This is a genomic window from Pseudomonas sp. 5P_3.1_Bac2, assembly GCF_025465995.1.
Taxonomy (GTDB): domain Bacteria; phylum Pseudomonadota; class Gammaproteobacteria; order Pseudomonadales; family Pseudomonadaceae; genus Aquipseudomonas.
This window is the reverse complement of the sequence record NZ_JANLNY010000022.1, coordinates 70,076-92,985: the sequence shown is the minus strand read 5'-3', so window position 1 is coordinate 92,985 and position 22,910 is coordinate 70,076. Positions and strand designations below refer to the sequence as shown.

At 60.2% G+C, this 22,910-nt stretch carries 23 protein-coding genes; 10 read left to right on the top strand and 13 right to left on the bottom strand.

Annotation, left to right across the window (positions count from 1 at the left end; translation table 11 throughout):
• Nucleotides 1-2: 2 nt before the first annotated feature.
• Both purU and fdhA read left to right on the top strand, forming a co-directional pair.
• On the top strand, nucleotides 3-866 hold the full coding sequence (gene purU, locus NTD81_RS11840) for a formyltetrahydrofolate deformylase (protein WP_262182585.1): 864 nt from the start codon (nucleotides 3-5) through the stop codon (nucleotides 864-866).
• A 206-nt stretch (nucleotides 867-1,072) separates the two neighbouring features.
• Complete coding sequence (fdhA, locus tag NTD81_RS11835) at nucleotides 1,073-2,272, top strand: formaldehyde dehydrogenase, glutathione-independent (protein ID WP_262182583.1); 1,200 nt, start codon at nucleotides 1,073-1,075, stop codon at nucleotides 2,270-2,272.
• Between the two features lie 46 nt (nucleotides 2,273-2,318).
• Here the strand turns inward: fdhA and NTD81_RS11830 are convergent, their stop codons facing one another.
• Nucleotides 2,319-4,046 carry an acid phosphatase gene (locus NTD81_RS11830; protein ID WP_262182581.1) on the bottom strand — a complete coding sequence of 576 codons (1,728 nt, stop codon included), beginning with the start codon at nucleotides 4,044-4,046 and terminating at the stop codon, nucleotides 2,319-2,321.
• Nucleotides 4,047-4,376: 330 nt separating this feature from the next.
• Here NTD81_RS11830 and NTD81_RS11825 point away from each other — a divergent pair, with 330 nt between their 5' ends.
• The 5 genes from NTD81_RS11825 to NTD81_RS11805 all read left to right on the top strand — a co-directional run bounded on the left by NTD81_RS11825 (nucleotide 4,377) and on the right by NTD81_RS11805 (nucleotide 9,378).
• Nucleotides 4,377-4,943: a DUF2780 domain-containing protein gene (locus NTD81_RS11825; RefSeq protein ID WP_262182579.1), complete on the top strand. Its 567-nt coding sequence runs from the start codon at nucleotides 4,377-4,379 to the stop codon at nucleotides 4,941-4,943.
• 327 nt (nucleotides 4,944-5,270) lie between these two features.
• Nucleotides 5,271-6,497 (top strand): HD-GYP domain-containing protein, encoded by a 1,227-nt coding sequence (locus NTD81_RS11820; protein ID WP_262182578.1) that lies wholly within the window; start codon nucleotides 5,271-5,273, stop codon nucleotides 6,495-6,497.
• A gap of 87 nt (nucleotides 6,498-6,584) precedes the next feature.
• The gene (gene creB, locus NTD81_RS11815) at nucleotides 6,585-7,271 is read left to right on the top strand and encodes a two-component system response regulator CreB (protein ID WP_262182577.1); all 687 of its coding nucleotides are present in this window, start codon (nucleotides 6,585-6,587) and stop codon (nucleotides 7,269-7,271) included.
• The gene (gene creC, locus NTD81_RS11810) at nucleotides 7,271-8,695 is read left to right on the top strand and encodes a two-component system sensor histidine kinase CreC (RefSeq protein WP_262182576.1); all 1,425 of its coding nucleotides are present in this window, start codon (nucleotides 7,271-7,273) and stop codon (nucleotides 8,693-8,695) included. The genes creB and creC overlap by 1 nt, the downstream gene beginning before the upstream one ends.
• A 251-nt stretch (nucleotides 8,696-8,946) precedes the next feature.
• Nucleotides 8,947-9,378, top strand: coding sequence for a CBS domain-containing protein (locus tag NTD81_RS11805; RefSeq protein ID WP_262182575.1), 432 nt, complete (start codon nucleotides 8,947-8,949; stop codon nucleotides 9,376-9,378).
• A gap of 41 nt (nucleotides 9,379-9,419) precedes the next feature.
• Here the strand turns inward: NTD81_RS11805 and NTD81_RS11800 are convergent, their stop codons facing one another.
• The 4 genes from NTD81_RS11800 to NTD81_RS11785 are packed head-to-tail and all read right to left on the bottom strand — an operon-like array spanning nucleotide 9,420 to nucleotide 11,255.
• A complete protein-coding gene (locus NTD81_RS11800) occupies nucleotides 9,420-9,908 on the bottom strand; it encodes a DinB family protein (protein ID WP_262182574.1) in 489 nt (162 codons plus the stop codon).
• A gap of 20 nt (nucleotides 9,909-9,928) precedes the next feature.
• Nucleotides 9,929-10,264, bottom strand: coding sequence for a DUF2834 domain-containing protein (locus tag NTD81_RS11795; RefSeq protein ID WP_262182572.1), 336 nt, complete (start codon nucleotides 10,262-10,264; stop codon nucleotides 9,929-9,931).
• Between the two features lie 40 nt (nucleotides 10,265-10,304).
• The gene (locus tag NTD81_RS11790) at nucleotides 10,305-10,775 is read right to left on the bottom strand and encodes an OsmC family protein (protein WP_262182571.1); all 471 of its coding nucleotides are present in this window, start codon (nucleotides 10,773-10,775) and stop codon (nucleotides 10,305-10,307) included.
• A 39-nt stretch (nucleotides 10,776-10,814) separates the two neighbouring features.
• A complete protein-coding gene (locus NTD81_RS11785; RefSeq protein WP_262182570.1) occupies nucleotides 10,815-11,255 on the bottom strand; it encodes a DUF2628 domain-containing protein in 441 nt (146 codons plus the stop codon).
• A 170-nt stretch (nucleotides 11,256-11,425) separates the two neighbouring features.
• On the opposite strand from NTD81_RS11785, the gene creD reads away from it, so the two are divergent.
• Entirely contained in the window at nucleotides 11,426-12,784 is a 1,359-nt protein-coding gene (creD, locus tag NTD81_RS11780) for a cell envelope integrity protein CreD (RefSeq protein WP_262182568.1), read from the top strand.
• Nucleotides 12,785-12,829: 45 nt separating this feature from the next.
• On the top strand, nucleotides 12,830-13,135 hold the full coding sequence (locus NTD81_RS11775; protein WP_262182567.1) for a hypothetical protein: 306 nt from the start codon (nucleotides 12,830-12,832) through the stop codon (nucleotides 13,133-13,135).
• A 96-nt stretch (nucleotides 13,136-13,231) separates the two neighbouring features.
• Here the strand turns inward: NTD81_RS11775 and NTD81_RS11770 are convergent, their stop codons facing one another.
• The 8 genes from NTD81_RS11770 to NTD81_RS11735 form a co-directional block, all read right to left on the bottom strand.
• Entirely contained in the window at nucleotides 13,232-13,861 is a 630-nt protein-coding gene (locus NTD81_RS11770; protein ID WP_262182566.1) for a glutathione S-transferase N-terminal domain-containing protein, read from the bottom strand.
• Between the two features lie 100 nt (nucleotides 13,862-13,961).
• The gene (locus NTD81_RS11765) at nucleotides 13,962-15,620 is read right to left on the bottom strand and encodes a cation acetate symporter (RefSeq protein ID WP_262182565.1); all 1,659 of its coding nucleotides are present in this window, start codon (nucleotides 15,618-15,620) and stop codon (nucleotides 13,962-13,964) included.
• Complete coding sequence (locus tag NTD81_RS11760; RefSeq protein ID WP_262182564.1) at nucleotides 15,617-15,928, bottom strand: DUF485 domain-containing protein; 312 nt, start codon at nucleotides 15,926-15,928, stop codon at nucleotides 15,617-15,619. The genes NTD81_RS11765 and NTD81_RS11760 overlap by 4 nt, the downstream gene beginning before the upstream one ends.
• Nucleotides 15,929-16,085: 157 nt before the next feature.
• Complete coding sequence (locus NTD81_RS11755) at nucleotides 16,086-16,250, bottom strand: hypothetical protein (RefSeq protein WP_262182563.1); 165 nt, start codon at nucleotides 16,248-16,250, stop codon at nucleotides 16,086-16,088.
• Nucleotides 16,247-17,377 (bottom strand): PepSY-associated TM helix domain-containing protein, encoded by a 1,131-nt coding sequence (locus NTD81_RS11750; RefSeq protein WP_262182562.1) that lies wholly within the window; start codon nucleotides 17,375-17,377, stop codon nucleotides 16,247-16,249. Before NTD81_RS11750 ends, NTD81_RS11755 begins: the two co-directional genes overlap by 4 nt.
• Nucleotides 17,378-17,428: 51 nt before the next feature.
• Nucleotides 17,429-19,804, bottom strand: a complete 2,376-nt coding sequence (locus tag NTD81_RS11745; protein ID WP_410017155.1) for a TonB-dependent siderophore receptor — start codon at nucleotides 19,802-19,804, stop codon at nucleotides 17,429-17,431.
• Nucleotides 19,805-19,933: 129 nt separating this feature from the next.
• The gene (locus NTD81_RS11740; RefSeq protein WP_262182560.1) at nucleotides 19,934-20,890 is read right to left on the bottom strand and encodes a FecR family protein; all 957 of its coding nucleotides are present in this window, start codon (nucleotides 20,888-20,890) and stop codon (nucleotides 19,934-19,936) included.
• Complete coding sequence (locus tag NTD81_RS11735; RefSeq protein ID WP_262182559.1) at nucleotides 20,883-21,404, bottom strand: sigma-70 family RNA polymerase sigma factor; 522 nt, start codon at nucleotides 21,402-21,404, stop codon at nucleotides 20,883-20,885. The genes NTD81_RS11740 and NTD81_RS11735 overlap by 8 nt, the downstream gene beginning before the upstream one ends.
• A 187-nt stretch (nucleotides 21,405-21,591) precedes the next feature.
• Between NTD81_RS11735 and yegQ the strand changes: the two genes are divergently transcribed.
• Nucleotides 21,592-22,908 (top strand): tRNA 5-hydroxyuridine modification protein YegQ, encoded by a 1,317-nt coding sequence (gene yegQ / locus NTD81_RS11730; RefSeq protein ID WP_262182558.1) that lies wholly within the window; start codon nucleotides 21,592-21,594, stop codon nucleotides 22,906-22,908.
• The last annotated feature ends 2 nt before the right edge of the window (nucleotides 22,909-22,910 follow it).

The window sequence follows — 22,910 nt, the reverse complement described above, 5'->3', positions numbered from 1 at the left end:
GCATGAGCCGCACCCCGGACACCTGGATTCTGACCGCCCACTGCCCGAGTTTGCTCGGTACCGTGGATGCGGTCACCCGCGTGCTGTTTGAGCAAAATTGCTACGTCACCGAGCACCACAGCTTTGATGATCGGCTGTCGTCGCGCTTCTTTATTCGCGTCGAGTTTCGCCAACCTGAGGGCTTTGCTGAATCGTCACTGCGCACGTTGTTAAGTGAGCGACTGGGCGCCTTCGGTATGCAGTTTGAACTGACGCCGCCGGGCTATCGGGCCAAGGTGGTGTTGATGGTGAGCAAGGCTGATCACTGCCTTAACGACTTACTCTATCGCCAGCGCATCGGTCAGTTGGCCATGGACGTGGTGGCGGTGATCTCCAACCATCCCGACTTGGAGCCGCTGGCGCGTTGGCACGCCATCCCCTATTACCATTTCCCCCTCGACCCCAATGACAAACCTGCGCAGGAACGCAAGGTGTTGCAGGTGATCGAGGACAGCGGCGCCGAGCTGGTGGTGCTTGCCCGTTATATGCAGGTGCTCTCGCCCGAGCTGTGCCGAAAGCTAGATGGCTGGGCGATCAATATCCACCACTCGCTGTTGCCCGGTTTTAAAGGCGCCAAGCCCTATCATCAGGCCTATCAAAAGGGCGTGAAGTTGGTTGGCGCCACCGCCCATTACATCAATAACGACCTCGATGAAGGGCCGATCATTGCCCAGGGCGTCGAGCCCGTCGATCACGCCCATTATCCCGAAGACCTGATTGCCAAAGGCCGCGATATCGAGTGCCTGACCTTAGCCAAAGCGGTGGGCTATCACATCGAGCGCCGCGTGTTCCTTAACGCCAACCGTACCGTGGTGCTGCGCGCTTAACAGCAAGCGCAGAACCGCCCTGGTTCTGCGCCTTGGTGCAAGTGTCAGCCGAGCGTAATGCGGCCCTCCCGCCGCGCCTTTACAGCGGAGAGGCAGTACCGCACTGCCTTAGCGGTCTCTCCCAGTTGCAAGCTTATAAGCCTGTGCAAGGTCGCGTGGCCGCTGGCTACGCCTTTGCCGTCATAACAAGCAAGGAGAAATCAACTATGTCTGGTAATCGTGGAGTGGTGTATCTCGGCGCCGGTCAGGTCGAGGTGCGTAATATCGACTATCCCAAAATGCACGACCCGCGCGGCAAGAAGATCGAGCACGGGGTGATCCTGCGCGTGGTATCCACCAATATCTGTGGCTCCGATCAACACATGGTGCGTGGCCGCACCACCGCTCAAGTGGGCTTGGTGCTGGGCCATGAGATCACCGGCGAGGTGATCGAAAAGGGCAGTGATGTGGAGAACCTGAAAATCGGTGATCTGGTCTCGGTGCCGTTCAACGTCGCCTGTGGCCGCTGTCGCTCGTGTAAGGAACAGCACACCGGCGTGTGCCTGACGGTTAATCCGGCCCGTGCCGGTGGCGCCTATGGTTATGTGGATATGGGCGACTGGACCGGCGGCCAAGCGGAGTACGTGCTGGTGCCGTACGCCGACTTCAATTTGCTGAAGTTACCGGATCGCGACAAAGCCATGAGCAAGATCCGCGACCTGACCTGCCTCTCCGACATCCTCCCCACCGGCTATCACGGCGCGGTGACGGCGGGCGTTGGTCCGGGCAGCACGGTGTATGTGGCGGGCGCCGGGCCGGTGGGGTTGGCCGCTGCGGCGTCGGCGCGCTTGCTCGGGGCGGCGGTGGTGATAGTCGGCGACGTCAATCCGGCGCGCTTGGTGCATGCCAAGGCCCAAGGGTTTGAGGTGGTCGATTTGTCTAAGGACACGCCGCTGCATGAGCAAATCGCCGACCTGCTCGGTGAGCCAGAGGTGGACTGTGCGGTCGATGCGGTGGGCTTCGAGGCCCGTGGGCATGGCCATGCCGGCGCCCAGCAGGAGGCCCCGGCGACGGTGCTCAACTCGTTGATGGGGGTGGTGCGGGTGGCCGGCAAAATCGGTATTCCCGGCCTGTATGTCACCGAAGACCCAGGTGCGGTGGATGCGGCGGCCAAGACCGGCAGCTTAAGCATTCGCTTTGGCTTGGGTTGGGCGAAATCCCACAGCTTCCACACGGGGCAAACCCCGGTGATGAAGTACAACCGCCAACTGATGCAGGCAATCATGTGGGACCGCATCAACATTGCCGAGGTGGTGGGTGTGCAGGTCATCAGCCTGGACGATGCACCGCGCGGTTATGGCGAGTTCGATGCCGGGGTGCCGAAGAAATTTGTGATTGATCCGCATAAGCTGTTTAGCGCCGCTTAAGGCTCTGGCGCTGGCCGTGTCCGTTGACGGCCAGCGCTGTACGCGGCTAAGTGCGGGTTAAATCCAACGCATTGGTCAGGTCGCCCATGGGCGTTTGCCCTCGCTCGCGCATGGCATCGTCACGGCTTTTAATGCCCTCCAGGGTTTCCAGCGCAAACACCCGCGTGATCAAGCGCAGGATCGAGGCGGTGTCGTAAATAGTGTGATCCACCGTGCCTTTGCGGGCGAAAGGCGAAACCACTAAAGCCGGAATCCGCGTGCCCGGTCCCCAGCGATCCCCCTTAGGCGGCGCCACGTGATCCCACCAGCCGCCGTTCTCATCCACCGTGACGATGATCACCATGTTCTGCCACTGCGGGCTGCGCTGCAGCACCTTCAGCACGCGGTCGATATGCCGGTCGCCGGCGGCCACATCGGTGTAGCCGGCATGCATGTTGAGATTGCCCTGGGGTTTGTAGAAGCTCACGGGCGGCAGCTTGCCGGCCTCGGCGTCGGCGAGGAATTTGTTGGTTGTGGACTCATCCCCCAAACCGCCATCGCGCAAGCGTCTGGCTCGCGCTTCGGGCTGTTCAGGACCGAGGTTCGCGAAGTAATTAAACGGCTGATGATGAAACTGAAAGTTGGGGATCTTCGGCATTCCCGCCGACTCGGCATAAGCGTCGAGGGTGGCCTGCCAGGCGCCGCCATACCAAGCCCAGTCGATCTGCCGCTTATTCAGCTTGTCGCCGATATGCTCGTGCTCTTGCGGCAACAGCACATTGGCTTCATCGGCCTTGGCATAGTCGCGCCGCTGAGGGTCACGCAGCGCCGTCGGCCAATACGGCGGATACATCGTATTAACCGCATAGCCGTCCGGGCTCAGGGCGCTGGGGCCAAACTGCGGCGGGCCGTCCATGGCGCTGGCAGGAGAACCGGGCAGCGGCTGCAGGTGCGTGCCGGCAGGGTCATCGCCCTGCACGGTCGCCATCTGCGTGCGCGCCGGGGAGTTGGCCGCATCCGGATAGAATGGCACCTGGGCGCTGATCAGATATTGGTGATTGAGAAACGAGCCACCAAAGGTGCCCTGGAAAAAGTTATCGCACAGCACGAACTCCCGGGCCACATCCCACAGGCGCAGGGAGTATTGGCTTTGCCCGTAGTAGCCCATGGGCAGCGCGCCGGAGTCGGCCCAGGCGACAAAACCATCGTTCTTGCCCCCGTTGATTTGCATCTGGTTCTGATAGAACACATGGCACAGATCACGGGTCACCAGGTTCAGTGGCAGGTCTTCAGCATTTGGCCCTTTCAAGGCAAAGGGCGCATTGCTTAAGTGTTGCTGAAACTGAGTGCCGGCGGGGTAGGTGACACCATCCACGGTCTGCGGTCCGAGCTGCAAGATACCGCCCCAAATAGGCGGCAACTCGCTGAGCACTCGGCCATCGCGATCACGTTGCTGGTACTGCTCAGGCGTCAGGGCGCTAAGGGGTTGCTGCACGCCGGGGAAGTGGGCGAATAGGTTGTTAAAGCTGCGGTTCTCGGCATATATCACCACGATATTTTGCACCTTGGCGCGCAGGGCTAAATCCACTTGCCCAGCACTCAGGGGGGCTACTGTGGTGGTTTCTGCTGCCCGACTGCCTTGGCTAAAACCACCCAGGCTGGCTCCGACACCGAGCAGCGCGGCACTGCCGAGAAAACGCCGACGGCTGCTAGTGGCGCTGATTTGGCTGCTCTGTTCAGGTTGCTCGGGGGGTAGCTCAGGGTCTGTGGGGTGCGGGTTTTGTTCATCGCTCATGGGGCCTCCTAGGGGCTGAATCTCATTCTTGAGGGACATGGCTGCGCCCGATAATGCGCCAGGCATCTAGGGCTCGCGGGCCTGATAAATCTGAAAGTTGCGCGTAATACGCTCAGCGCCTTGGCGGCGAGTAGTTACCGCCGTGTGGTGTGGCTGATTTGGCCGGTGAAGAATCCAGCTAAGGCGCGTTATAGAGCGGCGCGATGACGGTTGGATGAACTTGCTGGCGACGTGGTGCACAATGCGACGGAACGATCGCACCGTTAAGCCGGTCGAAAAATTGCTTAAGTGCCGCCATCGCGGCGCCCTTTATGTTGAAGAGGTTTGTTGATGAAAATTTCCCGCAGCGTTGTACTGGCAAGCGTATTGAGCTTGGGCGCCAGCCCGGTATTTGCCGCTGGTTTTAACCTGAATGATGCCGCTGGCGCCCTGTCGACCTTAAGCGGTGGTAATACTTCTGCCACTGGCAGCAACGCACAAACCCTGGGTCTGGTGAACTCCCTGACTCAGCTCAACGTCACTCCGCAGCAAGCGGTCGGCGGCACTGGCGCCATGCTCAGCCTGGCGAAGAACCAACTGAGCGGCAGCGACTACAGCCAACTGGCGCAAAGCGTGCCAGGCGTAGATAAGCTGGTGGGCAGCGAAGGCCTGAGCAACCTCAGCAGCCTGAGCAGCTTGCTCGGTAAAAAAACCACCGCGACGCCGAGCAGCGCTGTGCAAGATGCAGTGAGCAATGTTGAAAACACCGCCGATCTGAACACGGCGTTCAGTGCCTTGGGCATGGACAACAGCATGGTTGGCCAATTCGCGCCAATCCTTCTGCAATACCTCGGTCAGCAAGGTGCCAGCAATTCGCTGCTGAGCAGCCTGGGCAACATCTGGGGCGCCGCTAAGTAAGCGCTGCGCTGCTGCTAAAAAATCCGGCTTAGGCCGGATTTTTTTGCTCTGTGGTTTTTCCCGCAGGCCCTGCTGGAGGTCTGCCGGTTGCATCATTTCAGCCTAAAACACGCAACGACTTAGCTAAGCGTGCTAATAATGGCCAATGTATGGCCATTCCGCCTTGGGGCATTTGGACTTGATGGCCTGCGGCGTTGTTCAGTTACTCAAGCGAGGTGGCTTCGGTGCTTATGGCTTTCTGATGATCAGTTGACAGATTTCGGGTTGAGCACGCATTGCTCATCTAAGCTTCCTGTATAACTGCTCTACATCTTGAGTTTTGACCCCATGTACAAGCGCATTGCCGCCAGTGACCTGCGAGTGGGTATGTATATCCACGAGTTTTGCGGAGCCTGGATGGATCACCCATTCTGGCGCCCCAAGTTCTTGTTGAAATCTGCCAAAGATCTTGAACGCATCCAAGCCAGCAGCATTGGCGAGCTGTGGATCGACGTCAGCAAAGGTTTGGACGTTGCCGCAGGCACCGCCAGCATCAGCCCGGAAGAAGCGGCGGCCGAGGCCGAAGCCAGTCTGCGTAGCGCCGCCAAGGTTCGGGCCGCGGCCCTGACCACCAGCATGGACGATGAAGTGCAGCGCGCGGTGAAACTCTGTCAGCGCTCCAAAGAGGCGGTGATCAGCATGTTCGCCGATGCGCGCATGGGCCAGGCGCTGCACTTTGAACAAGCTGATGAGTTAGTGAAGGACATCGCCGACTCGGTGCTGCGCCACCCCAATGCCTTGATCAGTCTGGCCCGGCTGAAGAACGCCGATGAGTACACTTACATGCACTCGGTGGCGGTCTGCGCGCTGATGATCGCCTTGGCCCGCCAGCTCGATCTGGACCCGGCCACTACCCGTGAGGCCGGCCTGGCCGGCTTGCTCCACGATATCGGCAAAATGGCGGTGCCCGATGCGGTACTGAACAAGCCCGGTAAGCTCACCGACGCCGAGTTCAGTTCAGTGCGCAAGCACCCGGAGGCGGGGGCGCGCATGCTCGAAAAAAGCCAACAGGTCAGTGATTTGGTGGTGGATGTGTGCTTGCACCACCACGAAAAAATCGATGGCAGTGGCTACCCCCATCACCTCTGTGGCGACAAAATCAGTCTGCTGGCTCGCATGGGGGCGGTCTGTGATGTGTATGACGCCATCACCTCGGATCGGCCGTACAAAAAAGGCTGGGACCCGGCGGAGGCGATCCGCAAGATGGCCGAATGGAAAGGCCATTTTGATCCGCAGGTGTTCCAGGCTTTTGTCAAAACGGTGGGGATTTATCCGGTCGGCTCTCTGGTGCGTTTGCACAGTGGGCGTATCGGCGTGGTGATCGAGCAACAAGCCAACTCACTGCTCACGCCTAAGGTTAAAGTATTCTTCTCGGCCAAGTCGCGCATGCCTATCCCCCTTGAAGTCATCGACCTCAGCAAGCGCAAAGACCAGGACAAAATTGTCAGTCGCGAGTGTGCGCAAGACTGGGGTTTTCGCGATATTGAGCAGCTGTGGTGCGGCCAGCCGGTTTAGCGCTGATGAGTGCGGTTGCGCCTCTGGCTTGACCAGCCGCATGGGCTGGCGCAGGCTCGCTGCTGACTGGCCCACAGCAGGACGCCCATGCCGCATATTCTGATTGTTGAAGACGAAGCTGCCATCGCTGACACGTTGATCTTTGCCTTGCACAGCGAAGGCTTTACCACCCACTGGGTGAGCCTGGCCGAGCAGGCTTTGCAGGAACAGCAGAGGAGCCCCGCCGACCTGCTTATCCTCGATGTGGGGTTGCCGGATATCAGTGGCTTTGAAGCGTGCAAGCGGCTGCGGCGTTTTTCCGAGGTGCCCGTGATTTTTCTGACGGCCCGCAGCGAAGAAATCGACCGTGTGGTGGGGCTGGAAATCGGCGCCGATGATTATGTAGTCAAACCCTTTAGCCCCCGTGAAGTGGCGGCGCGGGTCAAAGCCATCCTCAAGCGCAGCACGCCCCGCGCGCAGAGTGACGGCCCTGAGGCGGGCGGGCCGTTGCACTACGACAGCTTGCGTCAGCAGGTGCAGTATCACGGCCAGTTATTGGCCCTGACTCGCCATGAGTTGCACTTACTCAAGCTCTTGCTCAGTCAACCGGAGCGGGTCTTTTCTCGCGAGCAATTGCTCGATGGCTTAGGTGTGGCGGCGGATGCCGGCTATGAGCGTAACATCGACAGTCACATCAAAAGCCTGCGCGGCAAATTGCGCCAGGTGCGCCCTGCGGCGGAGCCGATCCAGACCCATCGTGGCCTAGGCTACAGCTACTCGCCGGGGCACGTCTGATGCCGTTAGGGATTCGCATCTTTCTGGTGTATTTCCTCTTCGTCGGCCTGTCCGGCTGGTTTGTGCTCAACACCGTGACCGATGAGATTCGCCCGGGGGTGCGCCAGTCCACCGAGGAGACGCTGGTGGATACCGCCAACCTGCTGGCGGAAATTCTGCGTGATGATCTCAAGCGTGGAGACCTGCAACAGGGACGCTTGGCGGAGTTACTCAAGGCCTATGGTCAACGCCAACCCCAGGCGCAGATTTGGGATGTGCGCAAAGACTCGGTCAACCACCGCATCTATGTCACCGACGCCAAGGGCATCGTGCTGCTCGACTCCACGGGCGATGCAGTGGGCCAGGATTACTCGCGCTGGAATGACGTGCTGCTGACCCTGCGTGGCGAGTACGGCGCCCGCAGCACCCGGGAAGATGCCAATGATCCTGACTCGTCGGTGATGTATGTGGCGGCGCCGATCAGAGACGGCCAACAGATTATCGGTGTGGTTTCCGTGGCCAAACCGAATCGCACTTTGCAGCCCTATATCCAGCGCTCCGAACAGCGCCTGACCTGGTTCGGTGGCGCCTTGATCGCTCTTGGCCTGCTCGTGGGAGCGCTGTTGTCGTGGTGGCTCAGTGCGGCGCTGGGCAAACTCACCCGTTACGCCCAGCAGGTCAGCGCCGGCGAGCGCGCGGCTTTGCCCAAGGTGCCCAACGGTGAGCTGCGGCAACTGGCCGAGGCGTTGCAACGCATGCGCACCGAGCTGGAAGGTAAAGCCTACGTCGAACGCTATGTGCATACCCTGACCCATGAATTGAAGAGCCCGCTGGCAGCCATCGGCGGTGCTGCCGAGTTGCTCGCTGAGCCGATGCCGCCTGCGCAGCAGCAGCGCTTTGTCAGCAATATCAGACAAGAAGGCGCGCGCATGCAGCAGTTGATCGAGCGCCTGTTGCACCTCGCTCAGGTCGAGCAGCGCCAGGGCCTTGAGGAGCAAGTGGCGGTGCCGCTACGGGCGCTACTTACGGACTTGCTGGACGCGCAAATGGCGCGCATCAGCGCTGCTAAGGTGCAGGTTGAAAACCATGTTGCGGCGCACCTGGCGCTGCGCGGGGAGCGCTTTTTATTACAGCAGGCGCTGAGCAATCTGCTCGATAACGCCCTCGACTTCACCCCGCCTGACGGGCGCCTGACACTCAGCGCGCAGCGCCACGGCGAGCAGTTGCAGGTGCGTTTGTTTAACCAGGCCGAGGCCATTCCGGACTACGCCCTCGAGCGTATTTTTGAGCGTTTTTATTCCCTGCCACGGCCCCATAACGGGCGTAAGAGTACGGGCTTAGGCTTGAGCTTCGTCAGTGAAGTGGCGCAGCTGCACGGCGGCACCTTGCAGGTGGCCAACCGCGACGATGGTGTCGAGGTGCTACTGCTACTGCCCCGTGCATAGGGGGCGTAACTGGTCGGCCAGCCCCCTCCGGCGCGTTGCGCCTGCTACCTTTACATCTTGCCCCGCAGCGGGTCTTATTAAACCTCGGGCTGCTGCAATAGGTCGCAGGGATTTGCCCCGCAACAGCCTGAAACCCGCTTGCTTAAGGGCTTGCTTGATGCTCTGATTCTCGCCTCGATTTGGCAGCTATGCTCAATGCAGCCAAGCCGGAGTGAATTCACTACCCAGATAAAAACAAGGGGAGCCACTGCATGATCACAGTCGCCGAAATACTCAGAGCCAAATCCAATGCAGCTGTTTACAGCGTGACCCCGCAGACCAAAGTGTTGGATGCAGTAAAGCTGTTAGCCGAAAAGGGTATCGGTGCCCTGGTGGTGCTCGACCAAGGGCGCTTGGCCGGCATCGTCAGTGAGCGTGACTACGCACGCAAAATCGAGCTGCTGCAACGCTCCAGCTTCGACACGCCGATTAGCGAGATCATGACCGCCAACGTCATCACCGTCGGCCCGCGCGATACCCTCAATTACTGCATGCAACTGATGACGGATCGCCATCTGCGTCACCTGCCCGTGGTAGCCGATGACGAGCTGATTGGCTTGCTGTCCATTGGTGACTTGGTCAAACACACCATCGCGGAGCAGGCCAGCCTGATCCAGCAGCTTGAGCAATATATTCGCGGCTAGGTCGCACGCCCTGACGCCTGGCCAACGGGCGGCAGGGTGACTCAGTTTGCCTTGGGTTGCCGGCGCTGCGGCTGCTGCTCATGTAAAAAACGTGTGTAGATATCCCGGGGTGGCGCCACATTCACTTGCGCCAGAATTCGCCCGACTGCACCACGGTGATAACCGCCGTGGGTGATCAGATGCACGAGTATTTCCTCCCGGCTCATGCTGGCGTTATCAGCATCGACAAACTGAAAGCTCAGGCGCTCTGCCAGTTGCTCTGCACTCAATGTGGCGACGTAATCCAAGTACCAGCGATCGGTGGTTTGTACCTCAGCGTACAGCCCTTCCAGCGTCGGTGTTTGCTCGGTATTGGTGGCGCTGTAGCCGTGGCTTAGGCCTTGCAAATGAGCGACGAAGATCCGCTCCACCACGTAGATATGATTGAGGATACGCAGCGCCGCGTGCAGCTCGGCGGCATGCTTGTGCGGCTCCAGTTTAGCCACCTGGGCAAACAGCTCGTCATTGGCCCAGGCTTTGTATTGCAGCAACGAAACCAGCAGGCTGCTGCTCAGACGTCGTCTCCTTTGAGCTGCGTAGCAGGTTTGTTGGGCAGCGCTCTTAGGACGCAGTAAAGCAGTGGGCCAAGTGAGACAAACAGCGCCGTCAGGATAAAAAATCCGCTCAGATAGAGCAGCGATTTACCGCGCTTACGGCCATCGTGGTAGATCCACACACAGGCCATACTTGCCAGCAAGTAAAGGTCAATCACCACCTGGGCAGTATCGGCGTGGCTGAGTAACTGCAGGCCGAATTGCATCAGCGACTGTTCGGCGTGGACCATCACCCATAGGGTGTAGGCGCCAAAGCTGATGAAGCAGAACAGGGGAAGCAAGAGTTTTAGCATGGTGGCGTCCTGTCTTGATGGTTGTTGGCACTGTGCGCAATTAATCGCTAAAGCGTGGCTCGCAGCGCACTTCAGATTTCACCGAGTTGGCTATAAAGCATTCGGCGTGGGCCTGCTCGTGCATCTGGCGGATTTGCTCGTGGCTGGGCTGGCGCTCACCACTGAAAATGACCAAAGGACGGAGCGTGATCAGCGCGATATAGGCTTTGCCGACTTCATTGGTTTGCATCAGGCCGCTGGCGTTATCCTGGTAGCTATCCACGCAAAAGCGCCGGCCGGCGGCGATGGATAAAAACCACAGCATATGGCAACTGGCTAATGAGCCGACAAAGGCTTCTTCGGGGTCCAGGGCGCTGGCATCCGAGTAAGGCAGCGGCACCACGTGGGGTGAGGAGGAGGCGGCGATTTCTTGGCCGCTGTCAAAGCGCAGCACATGCCGGCGGCTGTAACGGTTATCGAGAAATGCTTGCCCCTCGCGTTGCCACAACAGCTCGGCTATATATTCCGCCATCAATGATTCTCCCTTTTATCTATATGAGCCGTGCTGGCCCTACCACCAGCCGTTATCGTTGAGCAGGCACTTTTTGTAGTAGTCGATATTGGCGCGAACGGCGAACACCGCAGCCACTCCATAGCCCAACGCACGCCCCAGTTGTGCGTAACCCAGATAATCAAGCAAGAGACTCCCGGCAAAGGCGATGCTGACGCAGACCACAAACAAGCTGAGGGCCTTACGCCACATGCCTTTGGCCAGGTAATAGAACGGCCCAAAGAGAAAGGCCAGTACGTTAAACGTGCCGATCTGCCAGCGTTGAGCAAAGGTCAGTTGCTTGAAGTGGGGCATTTTCGGCCCACCGGCTAAGTGGATGCCGCGAAAGCGTTTTTTCCAGCGTGCGGATACCGCTAACGCTTCGATTTGCTCGAGGCTGACGGTGCTAGCCGGGTCCGTCAGGCTGCTTTGCGGTGACTGGTAAGGTGATGCGTCGGTCATGGATGCTCCTTGCGCAAGACGTACTGCACGCTAACGCCCTGCTTGCGGCCTGTCCATACAGCCGCTGTGCATTTGCCGCTAATTTTGCACGCAATCTCCACAGCCTCTGCATAAAGGCCACAAACAGCCTCGCCACACTGGGCGCACCTTAACCCATTGGAGAGCGGTGTATGACTCGAGCACTCGGCTACAAACTGGGCACTATTGCCTTGCTCATGCTGCTGTTATTGATTCCCTTGTTGATGATTGATGGCCTGGTAAGCGAACGCCAGGAGCAGCGTGCCGAGGTGGTGCAAGATATCGCGCGCAGCTCCAGCTACTCGCAGCAGCTGATCGGGCCGATTCTGATTGTGCCCTATACCAAACGCTGGCAGCAGTGGAAAACCCGCGCCTCTACCGGCGAACGCTATCAGGCCGAGCTAAGCGAAAGCGGGCGCCTGTACTTCTTGCCGGAACGCTTTGAACTCAATGGCCAGATCAGCACTGAACAGCGCGCCAGAGGCATTTATCAGGCCTTGTTGTACCGCAGCGATAACCAGATCAGCGGCCACTTTCAGTTGCCCGCACGCTTGGGCCTGGGCGATGAGCTGGGCCTGTATCAGTTCGGGCAGGCCTTTCTAAGCGTGGCCATTAGTGATGTGCGTGGCATCAGCAACGATCTGCAACTGCGCTTTAACCAGCAGGATTTGCCGTTCGCTCCCGGCAGTGGTGATGAGCATTTCGCCAACGGCGTGCATGCGCTGTTACCCGCACTGGACACCGCCGGTGGCCAGCCCTTGGCCTTTGCCTTCGAGCTCAAACTGCAAGGCACGCAGCAGCTCAGCATCACCCCGGTGGGGCGGCAAAGCTCGGTGCAGTTACGTGCTGACTGGCCCCACCCGAGCTTCGTTGGTGAGTATTTACCGCTTAGCCGGCAAGTGAATGAGCAGGGCTTTAGCGCGCAGTGGCAGACCAGTTTCTTTGCCAGTGGCCTGGAAGATGCCTTGCAGCTGTGTGTCACCCAACAACGCTGCGAGCAGTTAGAGGATCGCCATTTTGGTGTGAGTTTTGTCGAGCCGGTGGATCAGTACCTCAAGACGGATCGGGCGATCAAATATGCCTTGTTGTTTATCACCCTGACCTTTGCCCTGTTCTTCCTCTGTGAGGTGCTCAAGCGCCTGGCCGTGCATCCGGTGCAATACGCCTTAGTCGGGCTGGCTCTGGCGCTGTTTTATCTGCTGCTGTTGTCCTTAAGTGAGCACTTGGGCTTCGTCCTGGCCTATGCCTTGGCGGCTTCGGCCTGTGTGCTGCTGTTAGGTTTTTACACCCGCTTCGTGCTGCGCAGTGCGCGCCTGGGCTTGGGCTTTGCCGGGGTATTAAGCGCACTGTACGGCGTGCTGTTTGTGTTGCTTGGCTCTGAAGATTACGCCTTGCTGCTGGGCTCATTGTTGGTCTTTGGCGTGCTGGCAGTGGTGATGTGGCTGACGCGCAAACTGGATTGGTACAGCGTCGGCAAACCCCCTCAGCTCAACCCTTCCCTTGAGTCTTAAAGCACGCCGTGGCGCAGCCTGGTCTGCGCCACCAAGGAGTTTTCTATGTTGAGCAAATGGCTGAGCTTTACCGGTTGTTTCGTCTTGGGCTTGGTCTTGGCCCTGATCACCCTAGTGGCGCTGATGTTCTGCGGCCAGTTCGAACTCATCAAGCTGCTGCAACTGAGCGGCCAGCCGCTGGCGCAGGTGGCCTTAGTGGTGCTGCCGGATGGCTTTTGGCAGAGCCTGAGCGGCACCTTGGACGCTGCCCATAATCCCCACGTACGTTCATTCCTCAGCTTATGCGCGGCGCTGGGGCAGCTAGGGCTATTACTGGCGGCGGGGTTTTACCGCCTGTGGGGGCGCTCATGAGCCGGCACTTAGGTTTACGCGAGGAGCGGCGCACCGGGCATTTGCTGGCCCGGCGCATTGCCCGCTTGTTTCCCGAGCGTTTTAGCCAGCCATCGTTTAGGCCTGCGGCTGGGTCGCCAAGAGGGCCGGCTGCTGACTAAACCCGGCATACCAATCCGCCAGTGCCGGGTGGCGCTGGCGCCAGGCCAGGTCGGGTTGGCGCAGGTCTAGATAACCCAGGGCACAACCGAGGCCGATGGTGGCGATATCCAATTGCTGGCTTAACTCTGCGCCAGTGGCTAGATGTTCAAACTGCTGTAAGGCGCGTTCGATCTTTTGCCCCTGGCCGTCCAGCCAGACGTCCCAGCGCAGCGCCTCGGGGCGCAGAAAGCTTTCGTAGCGCATCAGTACGGCGGCGTCCATGATCGCATCCGCCAGTGAGGCCAAGGTCAGCCGTTGCCAACGCTGCGGGCCGCTACGGGGAATCAGTGGAGTGCCTGAGTGTTGTTGGTCGAGGTAGTCGAGAATCACCCGGCTATCGTGCAGTACGCTGCCGTCGGCGAGGATGAGCGCGGGGATTTTGCCGGCGGGGTTGTTGGCGTTCAGCTCGGCGACGGGCTGGGTGGGCGCCGGTTGCACTAGTTGCAGCTTTACCCGATCGGTTTGCCCCGTGGCATGCAGCAGCACCAGCACTTTGCGCGCGAAGGGCGACAGGGGCGAGTAGAGCAGAGTCATGGTGACGGCCATAAAGCAATCCTTGAATCGTGAGTTAGAGGGGCTGTCAGGCAAAGTCCAGGCATAAAAAAGGCAGCCCGTAGGCTGCCTGTTCTAACACAGTTGCTGCGCTTTAGTGAGCGCTGGCACCACTGGCACCAAGGCCGGTTTGCGAACGCACGAACTGCGGTACAAAGCGTGCCCGTTCTTCGCCAGCCACTTTGGACTTATCGGTGATGGAGAAGAACCAGATGCCGATAAAGGCCACGATCATCGAGAACAGCGCCGGGTACTCGTAAGGGAAGATAGCTTCGGCATGGCCGAGCACTTGCACCCAGATGGTTGGGCCGAGAATCATCAGGGTGACTGCGGTGAGCAGGCCCATCCAGCCGCCGATCATGGCACCACGGGTGCTGAGGTTCTTCCAGTACATGCTGAGGATCAGCACCGGGAAGTTGCAGCTGGCGGCAATCGAGAAGGCCAGGCCGACCATGAAGGCAATGTTCTGATTCTCGAAGGCGATGCCCAGCACGATGGCCAGTACGCCCAAGGCCACGGTGGTGATCTTGGAGACGCGCAGCTCGTCTTTCTCGTTGGCTTTGCCCTTCTTGATCACGCTGGCATACAGGTCGTGGGACACCGCCGAAGCGCCGGCCAGGGTCAGGCCCGAGACCACGGCGAGGATGGTGGCGAAGGCCACTGCCGAGATAAAGCCCAGGAACCAGCTGCCACCCACGGCGTTAGCCAGGTGCACGGCGGCCATGTTGTTGCCACCGATCAGGCCGCCCGCGGCATCGCGGAAGTCTGGATTGGTGCCCACCAGCAGGATGGCGCCGAAGCCGATGATAAAGGTCAGGATGTAGAAGTAGCCGATAAAGCCGGTGGCATAGAACACCGATTTACGTGCTTCTTTGGCATCCGACACGGTGAAGAAACGCATCAGGATATGCGGCAGGCCGGCGGTACCGAACATCAGCGCCAGGCCCAGGGACATCGCCGACAGCGGGTCTTTCACCAGGCCGCCCGGGCTCATGATCGCCTCACCTTTAGGGTGCACGGCGATGGCCTCGCTAAATAGTTTGGCGAAGTTAAAGTCGACGTGCTTCATCACCATCAGTGCCATAAACGAGGCACCGCACAGCAACAACACGGCCTTGATGATTTGCACCCAGGTGGTGGCGAGCATGCCGCCGAACAGCACATAGAGCACCATCAGAATGCCCACCAAGACCACGGCGACGTGGTACTGCAAGCCGAACAGCAGCTCGATCAGTTTGCCGGCGCCGACCATCTGCGCGATCAGGTAAAACGCCACCACCACCAGCGAACCGCAGGCCGAGAGGGTGCGGATCTGGGTCTGGCCGAGGCGGTAGGAAGCCACGTCGGCAAAGGTGTATTTGCCCAGGTTACGCAGGCGTTCGGCGATCAAGAACAGAATCACCGGCCAGCCGACCAGGAAGCCGATGGAGTAGATCAGGCCATCGTAGCCGGAGGTGAACACCAAGGCGGAAATGCCGAGGAAGGACGCCGCCGACATGTAGTCGCCGGCAATCGCCAGGCCGTTTTGGAATCCGGTGATGCTGCCGCCGGCGGTGTAGAAGTCGGAGGTCGATGTGTTGCGTTTGGACGCCCAGTAGGTGATGTACAGCGTGGCGCCAACGAAGGCGAGGAACATCACAATGGCCGAGACGTTAAGCGGCTGGCGTTGCACGTCGCCTTCAATCGCACCGGCGGCCCACAGGGCAGGGGCGATGGCGAGCAGGGCGAGAGCGCTGAGGGAGCGTTTGATCATGGCTGCACCTCGTCGAGAATGGCTTGGTTGAGGTTATCGAACTCGCCATTGGCGCGGCGCACGTAAACGCCAGTCAGGATGAAGGACACCACAATCAAGCCAACCCCCATGGGGATGCCCCAGGTGATCGAGCTGTCCGCACTGATGCGGGTGCCGAGCAACTGCGGCTGGAAGGCAATGAGCAGAATAAAGGCCACATACAGGCCGAGAATGATGCTGGAGAGGAGCCAGGCGAAGCGTTCGCGCTTGGCGACCAACTCCTGGAAGCGCGGACTCGCTTGGATCCGTGCGTAGCTATCGTCGTGCATTATTGTTGTCCTCCGACGGTTTGGGGTATCGCTAACTCTAGGCCCCAAATGCCGCCGCGACAGACGACCTTAGTCGTAAACCACGGGGGCTGTAGACCAAGGTCGTAGAGAACAAGTTAACCTCTTGTAATGGCCGGATCGGCCTCGTTCGCCGCCGCTACTTACGCAGCAGGGGCCAAGTGCCGAGCAGCGCTGGCAAACCCAAGCCGAGCCAGGCCAGGGCATCCCACAGGCCATCGCCGAGCAGCGCGCTCAGCAGGCCAATAGCGCTGAGCAAGGCGATCACGGCGGGCAGGGCAAAGGTCGTTTGGCGCCAGTTCATGGTTGCACCTGCACGGCGTCTTTGACCCGCGGCCGATTGCGCAGCCGCACCCACCAAAGGTACAGGCCGCTGCCTAGGACGATGATGGTCAGCACATCCAGCACGGCCCAGAGAATCTGCATCGGCCGGCCACCATAGTCACCAAAGTGCAGGGGTTGCGACAGCGCCAGTGCATCCATGTACCAGGGGCGTTCGCCGACGGCGGTGACCTTGAGGGTTTGCGCGTCGATCAGCACCGGGGTCCACAGATGGGAGGTGAGGTGTGTGCTGCCTTGCATAAACACGCTGTAGTGATGCTCGCTGGAGAAGCGTGTGCCGGGGAAGGCGATAAAGTCTGGCAGCATTCCCGGCGCGGCCTGGCTGGCAATGGTCAGCAGGTTATCGACCGAGGCACGTTGGCTCAGCGGCGGCGCATCGCGATAGGGCGCGACCATGGCGGTGAGTGAGTCGTTGCGCCAGGCGCTGATCAGTAAGTCGGCGCAGGCGCTGATCACTCCGGTGACACCGACCACCAAGGCCCAGGTCAGGGTGACGATACCAATCAGGTTATGCAGGTCGAGCCAGCGCACGCGGCGCGACTTATCGCGGCGGACTTCGGCGAATTTAAGCCGGCGCATAAACGGCGCGTAGAGCACCGCACCGGAAATAATCGACAGCACAAACAGCAGGCCCATAAAGGCCAGCAGCAGCTTGCCGGGCAGGCCGGCAAACATATCCACATGCAGGCGCAGCATCACCATCAGCAGGCCGCCATTAGCCGCTGGCATGGCCACAGGTTCGCCGCTGCGAGCGTCGAGCATGAAGGTGTGCGACAGGTTGGGATCGGTGCCCGCCGTGGCCGCGGTAATCGCCACCACGCCGTTGCGCTCGTCTTTGTCATAGCCAAAGTACTGCACCACTTCGCCGGGGCGATGGCGCTCGGCTGCTTCGACCAGCGCCTGCAAACTCAGGTGCGGCGTGGTGGCGGGCATGGCCTTAAGCTCAGGCGCGTCACCGAGCAGATGCTCCAGCTCATGGTGGAAAATCAGCGGCAGGCCGGTGAGCGCCAACAGCAGTAAAAACAGGGTGCAGATCAGGCTGGTCCAGGTGTGAATCACCGACCAGCGACGGATGCTTGTGCTCTTCATAACAGGCTCACTAGGACCGAGGCCGCCCGCTGGAGGCGGCCTCGATAGGCTTTACCACTTGTAGTTGACGCTGGCGACTACGTTGCGCTCATCGCCGTAGTAGCAATAAAAGCCATCGCAGGTGGAGAGGTAATCTTTGTTGAAGATGTTCTTCGCATCCAACGCCAGCCTGGCGCCTTTGAGCGAGCTGGCGAGGCGGCCCAGGTCGTAATGCACCGAGGCGTCATACACGGTGTAGGAGCTGGTGTAGCCCCAGTCGGAGTTGATTGCATCGCCGTAGGAGTCGCCGACATAGCGCACCCCAGCGGCCAGACCAAGACCATCCAGCACACCGGCGTGCCAGGTGTAATCAGCCCAGACCGTGGCTTGGTTACGTGGCATCTGCTTCATGCGCTGGCCTTTTTCGCCTGGGTTGCCCTTAACGATTTCGCTGTCGGTGTAGCTGTAGGAGCCGATCAGCTTGAGGTTTTCGGTGACGTCGGCGTTAGCCTCCAACTCCAGGCCCTTGACCCGTACTTCACCGACTTGGCGGGTGATGTTGTTCTCGCTGATGCTCATGTTTTCCTGGGTCAGGTCAAACACCGCGGCACTGAACAGCATGCTGGTGCCGGGCGGTTGGTATTTGATGCCCAGTTCGACTTGCTGGCCTTCGGTGGGCTTCATCGCCTCGGTGCTGCTGACCAAACTGCCCATCACCGGCTGGAAGGATTCGGCGTAGGAAAGGTAGGGCGTGATGCCGCTATCAAACACATAGCTCAGGGCGGCGTTGCCGGTGAATTTCTTCGCGCGATCCGTGTTGGTCGCGTCGCCAAAGTTATGGAAGGTGGTGGCGGTGTGCACCCAGTCTTCACGGCCGCCCAGGGTCAGGCGCCAGTTATCCAGGGCCAACTGATCCTGGATATAAACACCGGTTTGCTGAATCTTTTGCTGGTAGTCGTACATGGTGAAGTACTTCACCTTGGAGAAATCCTGACCATAGCTGGGGTTGTGGATGTTGCTCGACGGCACGCCATCGGAGCCCCACAGCCAGCTGGAGTTATTGTTGCTGCGCTGGTGATCCACGCCGAGCAGCAACGTGTGGCTGATTGGCCCGGTCTGGAAGTCGGCCTGGAAGTTGTTATCCACAGCGAACTGGGCGATGTCTTCGTTGACCTTACCGGCGCTGCGCTTGATCGTACCGTCAGGGCTGACCGACTCATCAGGGCCTGCGGGCCAGAACTGGCCACCGGCGGTGATGCCGTTAAAGTCCAGATCGTTCTTCACATAGCGCAGGTTTTGGCGGAACTGCCAAACATCGTTGAGTTGGGTGTCGAAGGCATAGCCCAGGGAGTAGTAAGTACGGTCGTAGAACTCCCAATCCGGATCACCGAGGTTTTTGTGATGGGAGATCTTGCCCGCCTCGCTGGGCAGCTTGGTGCCTTGCAGCGGCAGGAATTGCCCGGTGATGCCGGTGTCGTCGCGGGTGTATTGGGAGAGGAACGTCAGATGGGTGTCATCGTTGATGTTCCAGGTCAGGCTTGGCGCGATGTTGTAGCGCTTGTCTTCGATGTGATCGATCACTGTGTCGCTGTCGCGCACGGTACCGCTGATGCGGTACAGCCAGGTGGCCTCGTCATCGAGTTTGCCGGTGCTGTCGAAGTTGATCTGGCGATGATTATTGCTGCCGACCTGAGCTTCGACTTCATGGCTGCTGTTCTCCTGCGGGCGTCGGCTGACCATATCCAGCAGGCCGCCGGGCGGGGTTTGGCCATACACCGAGGAAGCGGGGCCGCGCAGCACGTTGATGCGTTCCAGGTTCCATGGCTCGATCTTCGGCGTGACATAGGTGCCGCGTGGCAGGGGCAGGCCATCGAGGAACTGGGTGGGAACAAAGCCGCGAATCAGCAGCCAGTCGTTACGGCTGTCGCTGCCATAACCGCTGCTCTGCACGCCGGCGGTGTAGCGCAGGGCATCGTTGAGGCTGAGGACGCTGCGATCCTCCATTTGCGCGCGGGTGACCACGCTGATCGAGCGCGGCGCTTCGGCCAGTGCCGTATCGGTCTTGCTGCCGGCAGCGGTGCGTTGCGCCAGATAACCGCTGGTGGGGCCCCAGGCGTTTTCGGTTTCCTGGTTGCCGGTGATCAGCACGTCCGGCACGTTCAGCGCTGCGCTGTCGGGCTCCGGTACCAAACTGTAAGTGCCGGCATTGCCTGCCTGCAGTTGCAGGCCGCTGCCGCGCAGGGCTTGTTTGAGCGCATCCAGACCCGAGTAGTCACCTTCAAGCGCGGCGGCCTGTTTGCCAGCGGTCAGCGCCGGGTCGATGCTCAGCACGATGCCGGCTTGGCTGGCGATCTGGCTAAGGGTGCTGGCCAAGGGCGCAGCCGGCAGCTGATAGGGCTGAGCTAAGGCCTGGCCACTGAGGCCAGCCAGGCTGATGGCGAGACTCATGGCAAGGCTGGGCAACAAGGGGCGCAACGGCAATGGGGCGGGTGTCATAGGGCAACTCTCCGGGACAGGGATGCAGCTGAATGTCCTATTGCCGAAGCAGGGCGCAAAAGTGACAGGGGCTGGCGAAAATTATTTTTGCGCCAGCGCCGGCACCACCCGCTGCCACCAAGAACCCACACGTTGAATGCGCACGGGCAGACTGGCGGGCAGCGCCGCCAGGGCCTTATCCGTGTCGTAGAGGGGGAAGCTGCCGCTGATGCGCAGGTTGGCCACCTGCGGATCAACGCCCAGATAACCCTGTTGATACTGACCCAACTGGTCGAGCAGTTCGGCCAAGGGCAAGTTGTCCGCCACCAGCATGCCTTTGCTCCAGGCTTCGGCGCCGGGCGCCGCCGTCTGAATGCGGCCCAGTTGCTGGCGTTGCATCAGCACCTGCTGGCCCTGGTTGATCACTTGCTGTTCAGCGCTTTGCGCCGGCGTGGCAGCCACCGCCGACTGCAACACAATCAGCCGCGTGGCATCGCCTTCGCGGCGAACCAGGAAGCGTGTGCCGAGGGCCTGCAAGCGGCCTTGTGCGGTGCGTACGATAAAGGGCCGGCTATCGCCATGGGCGGTCTCGACCAGAATCTCGCCGCTGCGCAAATACAGGCGCCGCTCCTCGGCATCGAACTCGATATCCACGGCGCTGGCGCTGTTAAGACGCACTTGAGTTTGATCGCTCAGGCGCAACTGGCGTTGCTCGCCATAAGCGGTGTATTCATTACTGAAGTAATCGCCCAGCTCGCGGTATTGGTTGAACAGGGCCAACACCAGGCCGGCGCTGAAGACGAAGCCCAGCACGGTGCCGATCCGGCGCTGCCCTTGTTGGCGGGCATTGTGCAGCAAGGCCTGGCGCGCTGGCGCGGTGGCCGCGCAAGCGAGGCGCAGGTCGACGCCATTGAGTTGCTGCCACACCCGGCTGTGTTCCGGGTGGGCGCACAGCCACTGGTTAAACGCTTCGCGCTCGGCGGCGCTGGCAGTGCCGGAGTCGAGGCACAGTTGCCACTCGATGGCCGCGTCCAGCACGCGGGCGCTGACGCTATTCACTGGGCTGGCCATAGAGCGCGATATAGCACTGGCGCATACCCTGGGCCAGGTATTGGCGCACGCGGGAGACCGACACGCCCAAGCGCTCGGCGATCTCGGCGTGGCCTAAGCCATCCAGGCGGTTATACAAGAACGCGGCGCGGGCGTTACGCGACAGACCGCTGAGCAGGCGCTCGATTTCATGCAGGGCTTCTAGGGCCAAGGCCTGCTGTTCAAGACTGACCGAGTGCTGTTCGGTTTGTTGCGCCAGGCTTTCCAGGTAGGCGCGCTCCAGCGCGCTGCGGCGCCAGTGATCAATCAGCAGGCCTTTGGCGATGGTGCTCAGCAGGGCGCGGGGCTCGCGCGCTTGGTGCAGGTCGTCGCGGCCGCACAGACGGACGAAGGTGTCTTGACTGAGATCCTCGGCCCGCTCCGGGCTGTACAGGCTTTTGCGCAGCCAACCGAGCAGCCAGCCGCGATGTTCCCGATAGAACAGGCTGAGTAACTGCTGCTGTGCGGAATCCTGTACTGCCACGCCAACCTCGGAAACGCTAAAATTATCGAGAATTATTCGCATATGATGGCAGGCGCACGGCATAGCGGCAATCGAGTGTCCGTTCAGGTCGATGTATGGCAAAGCGCAGCGGCATAGATTTAGGTCAATACGCCGCTCTAACTGGCGCCTTAAAGTGACCGGCTCGGTTCGTTAGCAAAGTGCAGTTATGTCGACTCGGTCACCTTTCGTTGAGCTTCTGTCCCCCGCCGGGACCTTAAAAAACATGCGTTACGCCTTCGCCTATGGCGCCGATGCGGTGTACGCCGGGCAGCCGCGCTACAGCCTGCGGGTGCGCAATAACGAGTTTGATCACGCCACGCTCAAGCAAGGCATCGACGAGGCCCATGGCCTCGGTAAACGGTTTTATGTGGTGGTGAACATCGCCCCGCATAACGCCAAGCTGAAGACCTTCCTCAAGGACTTGGCGCCGGTGATCGCGATGGGGCCCGATGCGCTGATCATGTCCGATCCGGGATTGATCATGCTGGTGCGCGAGCACTTCCCACAGATGCCGATTCACCTGTCGGTGCAGGCCAACGCGGTGAACTGGGCCAGCGTCAAGTTCTGGCAGCAGATGGGCCTTAGCCGGGTGATTTTGTCCCGCGAGTTGTCCTTGGAAGAGATCGCTGAAATCCGCCAACAGGTGCCGGCCATGGAGCTGGAAGTGTTCGTCCACGGTGCGCTGTGCATGGCCTATTCCGGGCGCTGTTTGTTATCTGGCTATATCAATAAGCGCGACCCGAATCAGGGCACCTGCACCAATGCCTGCCGCTGGCAGTACAAGGCCGAAAGCGCCGGGCAAAACGAGCTGGGCGAGATCGTCAACATCGTCGAGCCGACTTTGGGCGAGGGCGCGCCGACCACACAGATGTTCTTGCTGGAAGATGCCAGCCGCCCCGGCGAACAGATGGCCGCTTATGAAGATGAGCACGGGACCTACATCATGAACTCCAAGGACCTGCGCGCCGTGCAGCATGTCGAGCGGCTGGTGCAGATGGGCGTGCACTCGCTGAAGATCGAGGGGCGGACCAAGTCCCACTACTACGTGGCGCGCACCGCCCAGGTCTATCGCAAGGCCATCGACGATGCGCTCGCCGGCCGGCCGTTTGATAAGAGCCTGATGGATACCTTGGAGTCCCTCGCCCATCGTGGTTACACCGAAGGCTTTCTGCGGCGCCATGTGCACGACGAATACCAGAACTATCAACACGGCAGCTCGGTGTCGGAGCGTCAGCAGTTTGTTGGTGAGCTGACCGGCGAGCGGCGTGGCGACCTAGCCGAAGTGCGGGTAAAAAACCGTTTCGCCGTCGCTGATCAGCTGGAGCTGATGACGCCCCAGGGCAACCTGCGCTTTACCCTGGAGCATTTAGAGAACCGCAAGGGCGAGGCCATGACGGTGGCTCCGGGCGACGGCCATGTGCTGTACCTGCCGCTGCCGCCAGAGGTGCAGTTGGACTACGCCTTGCTGATGCGTGATCTGTAAGC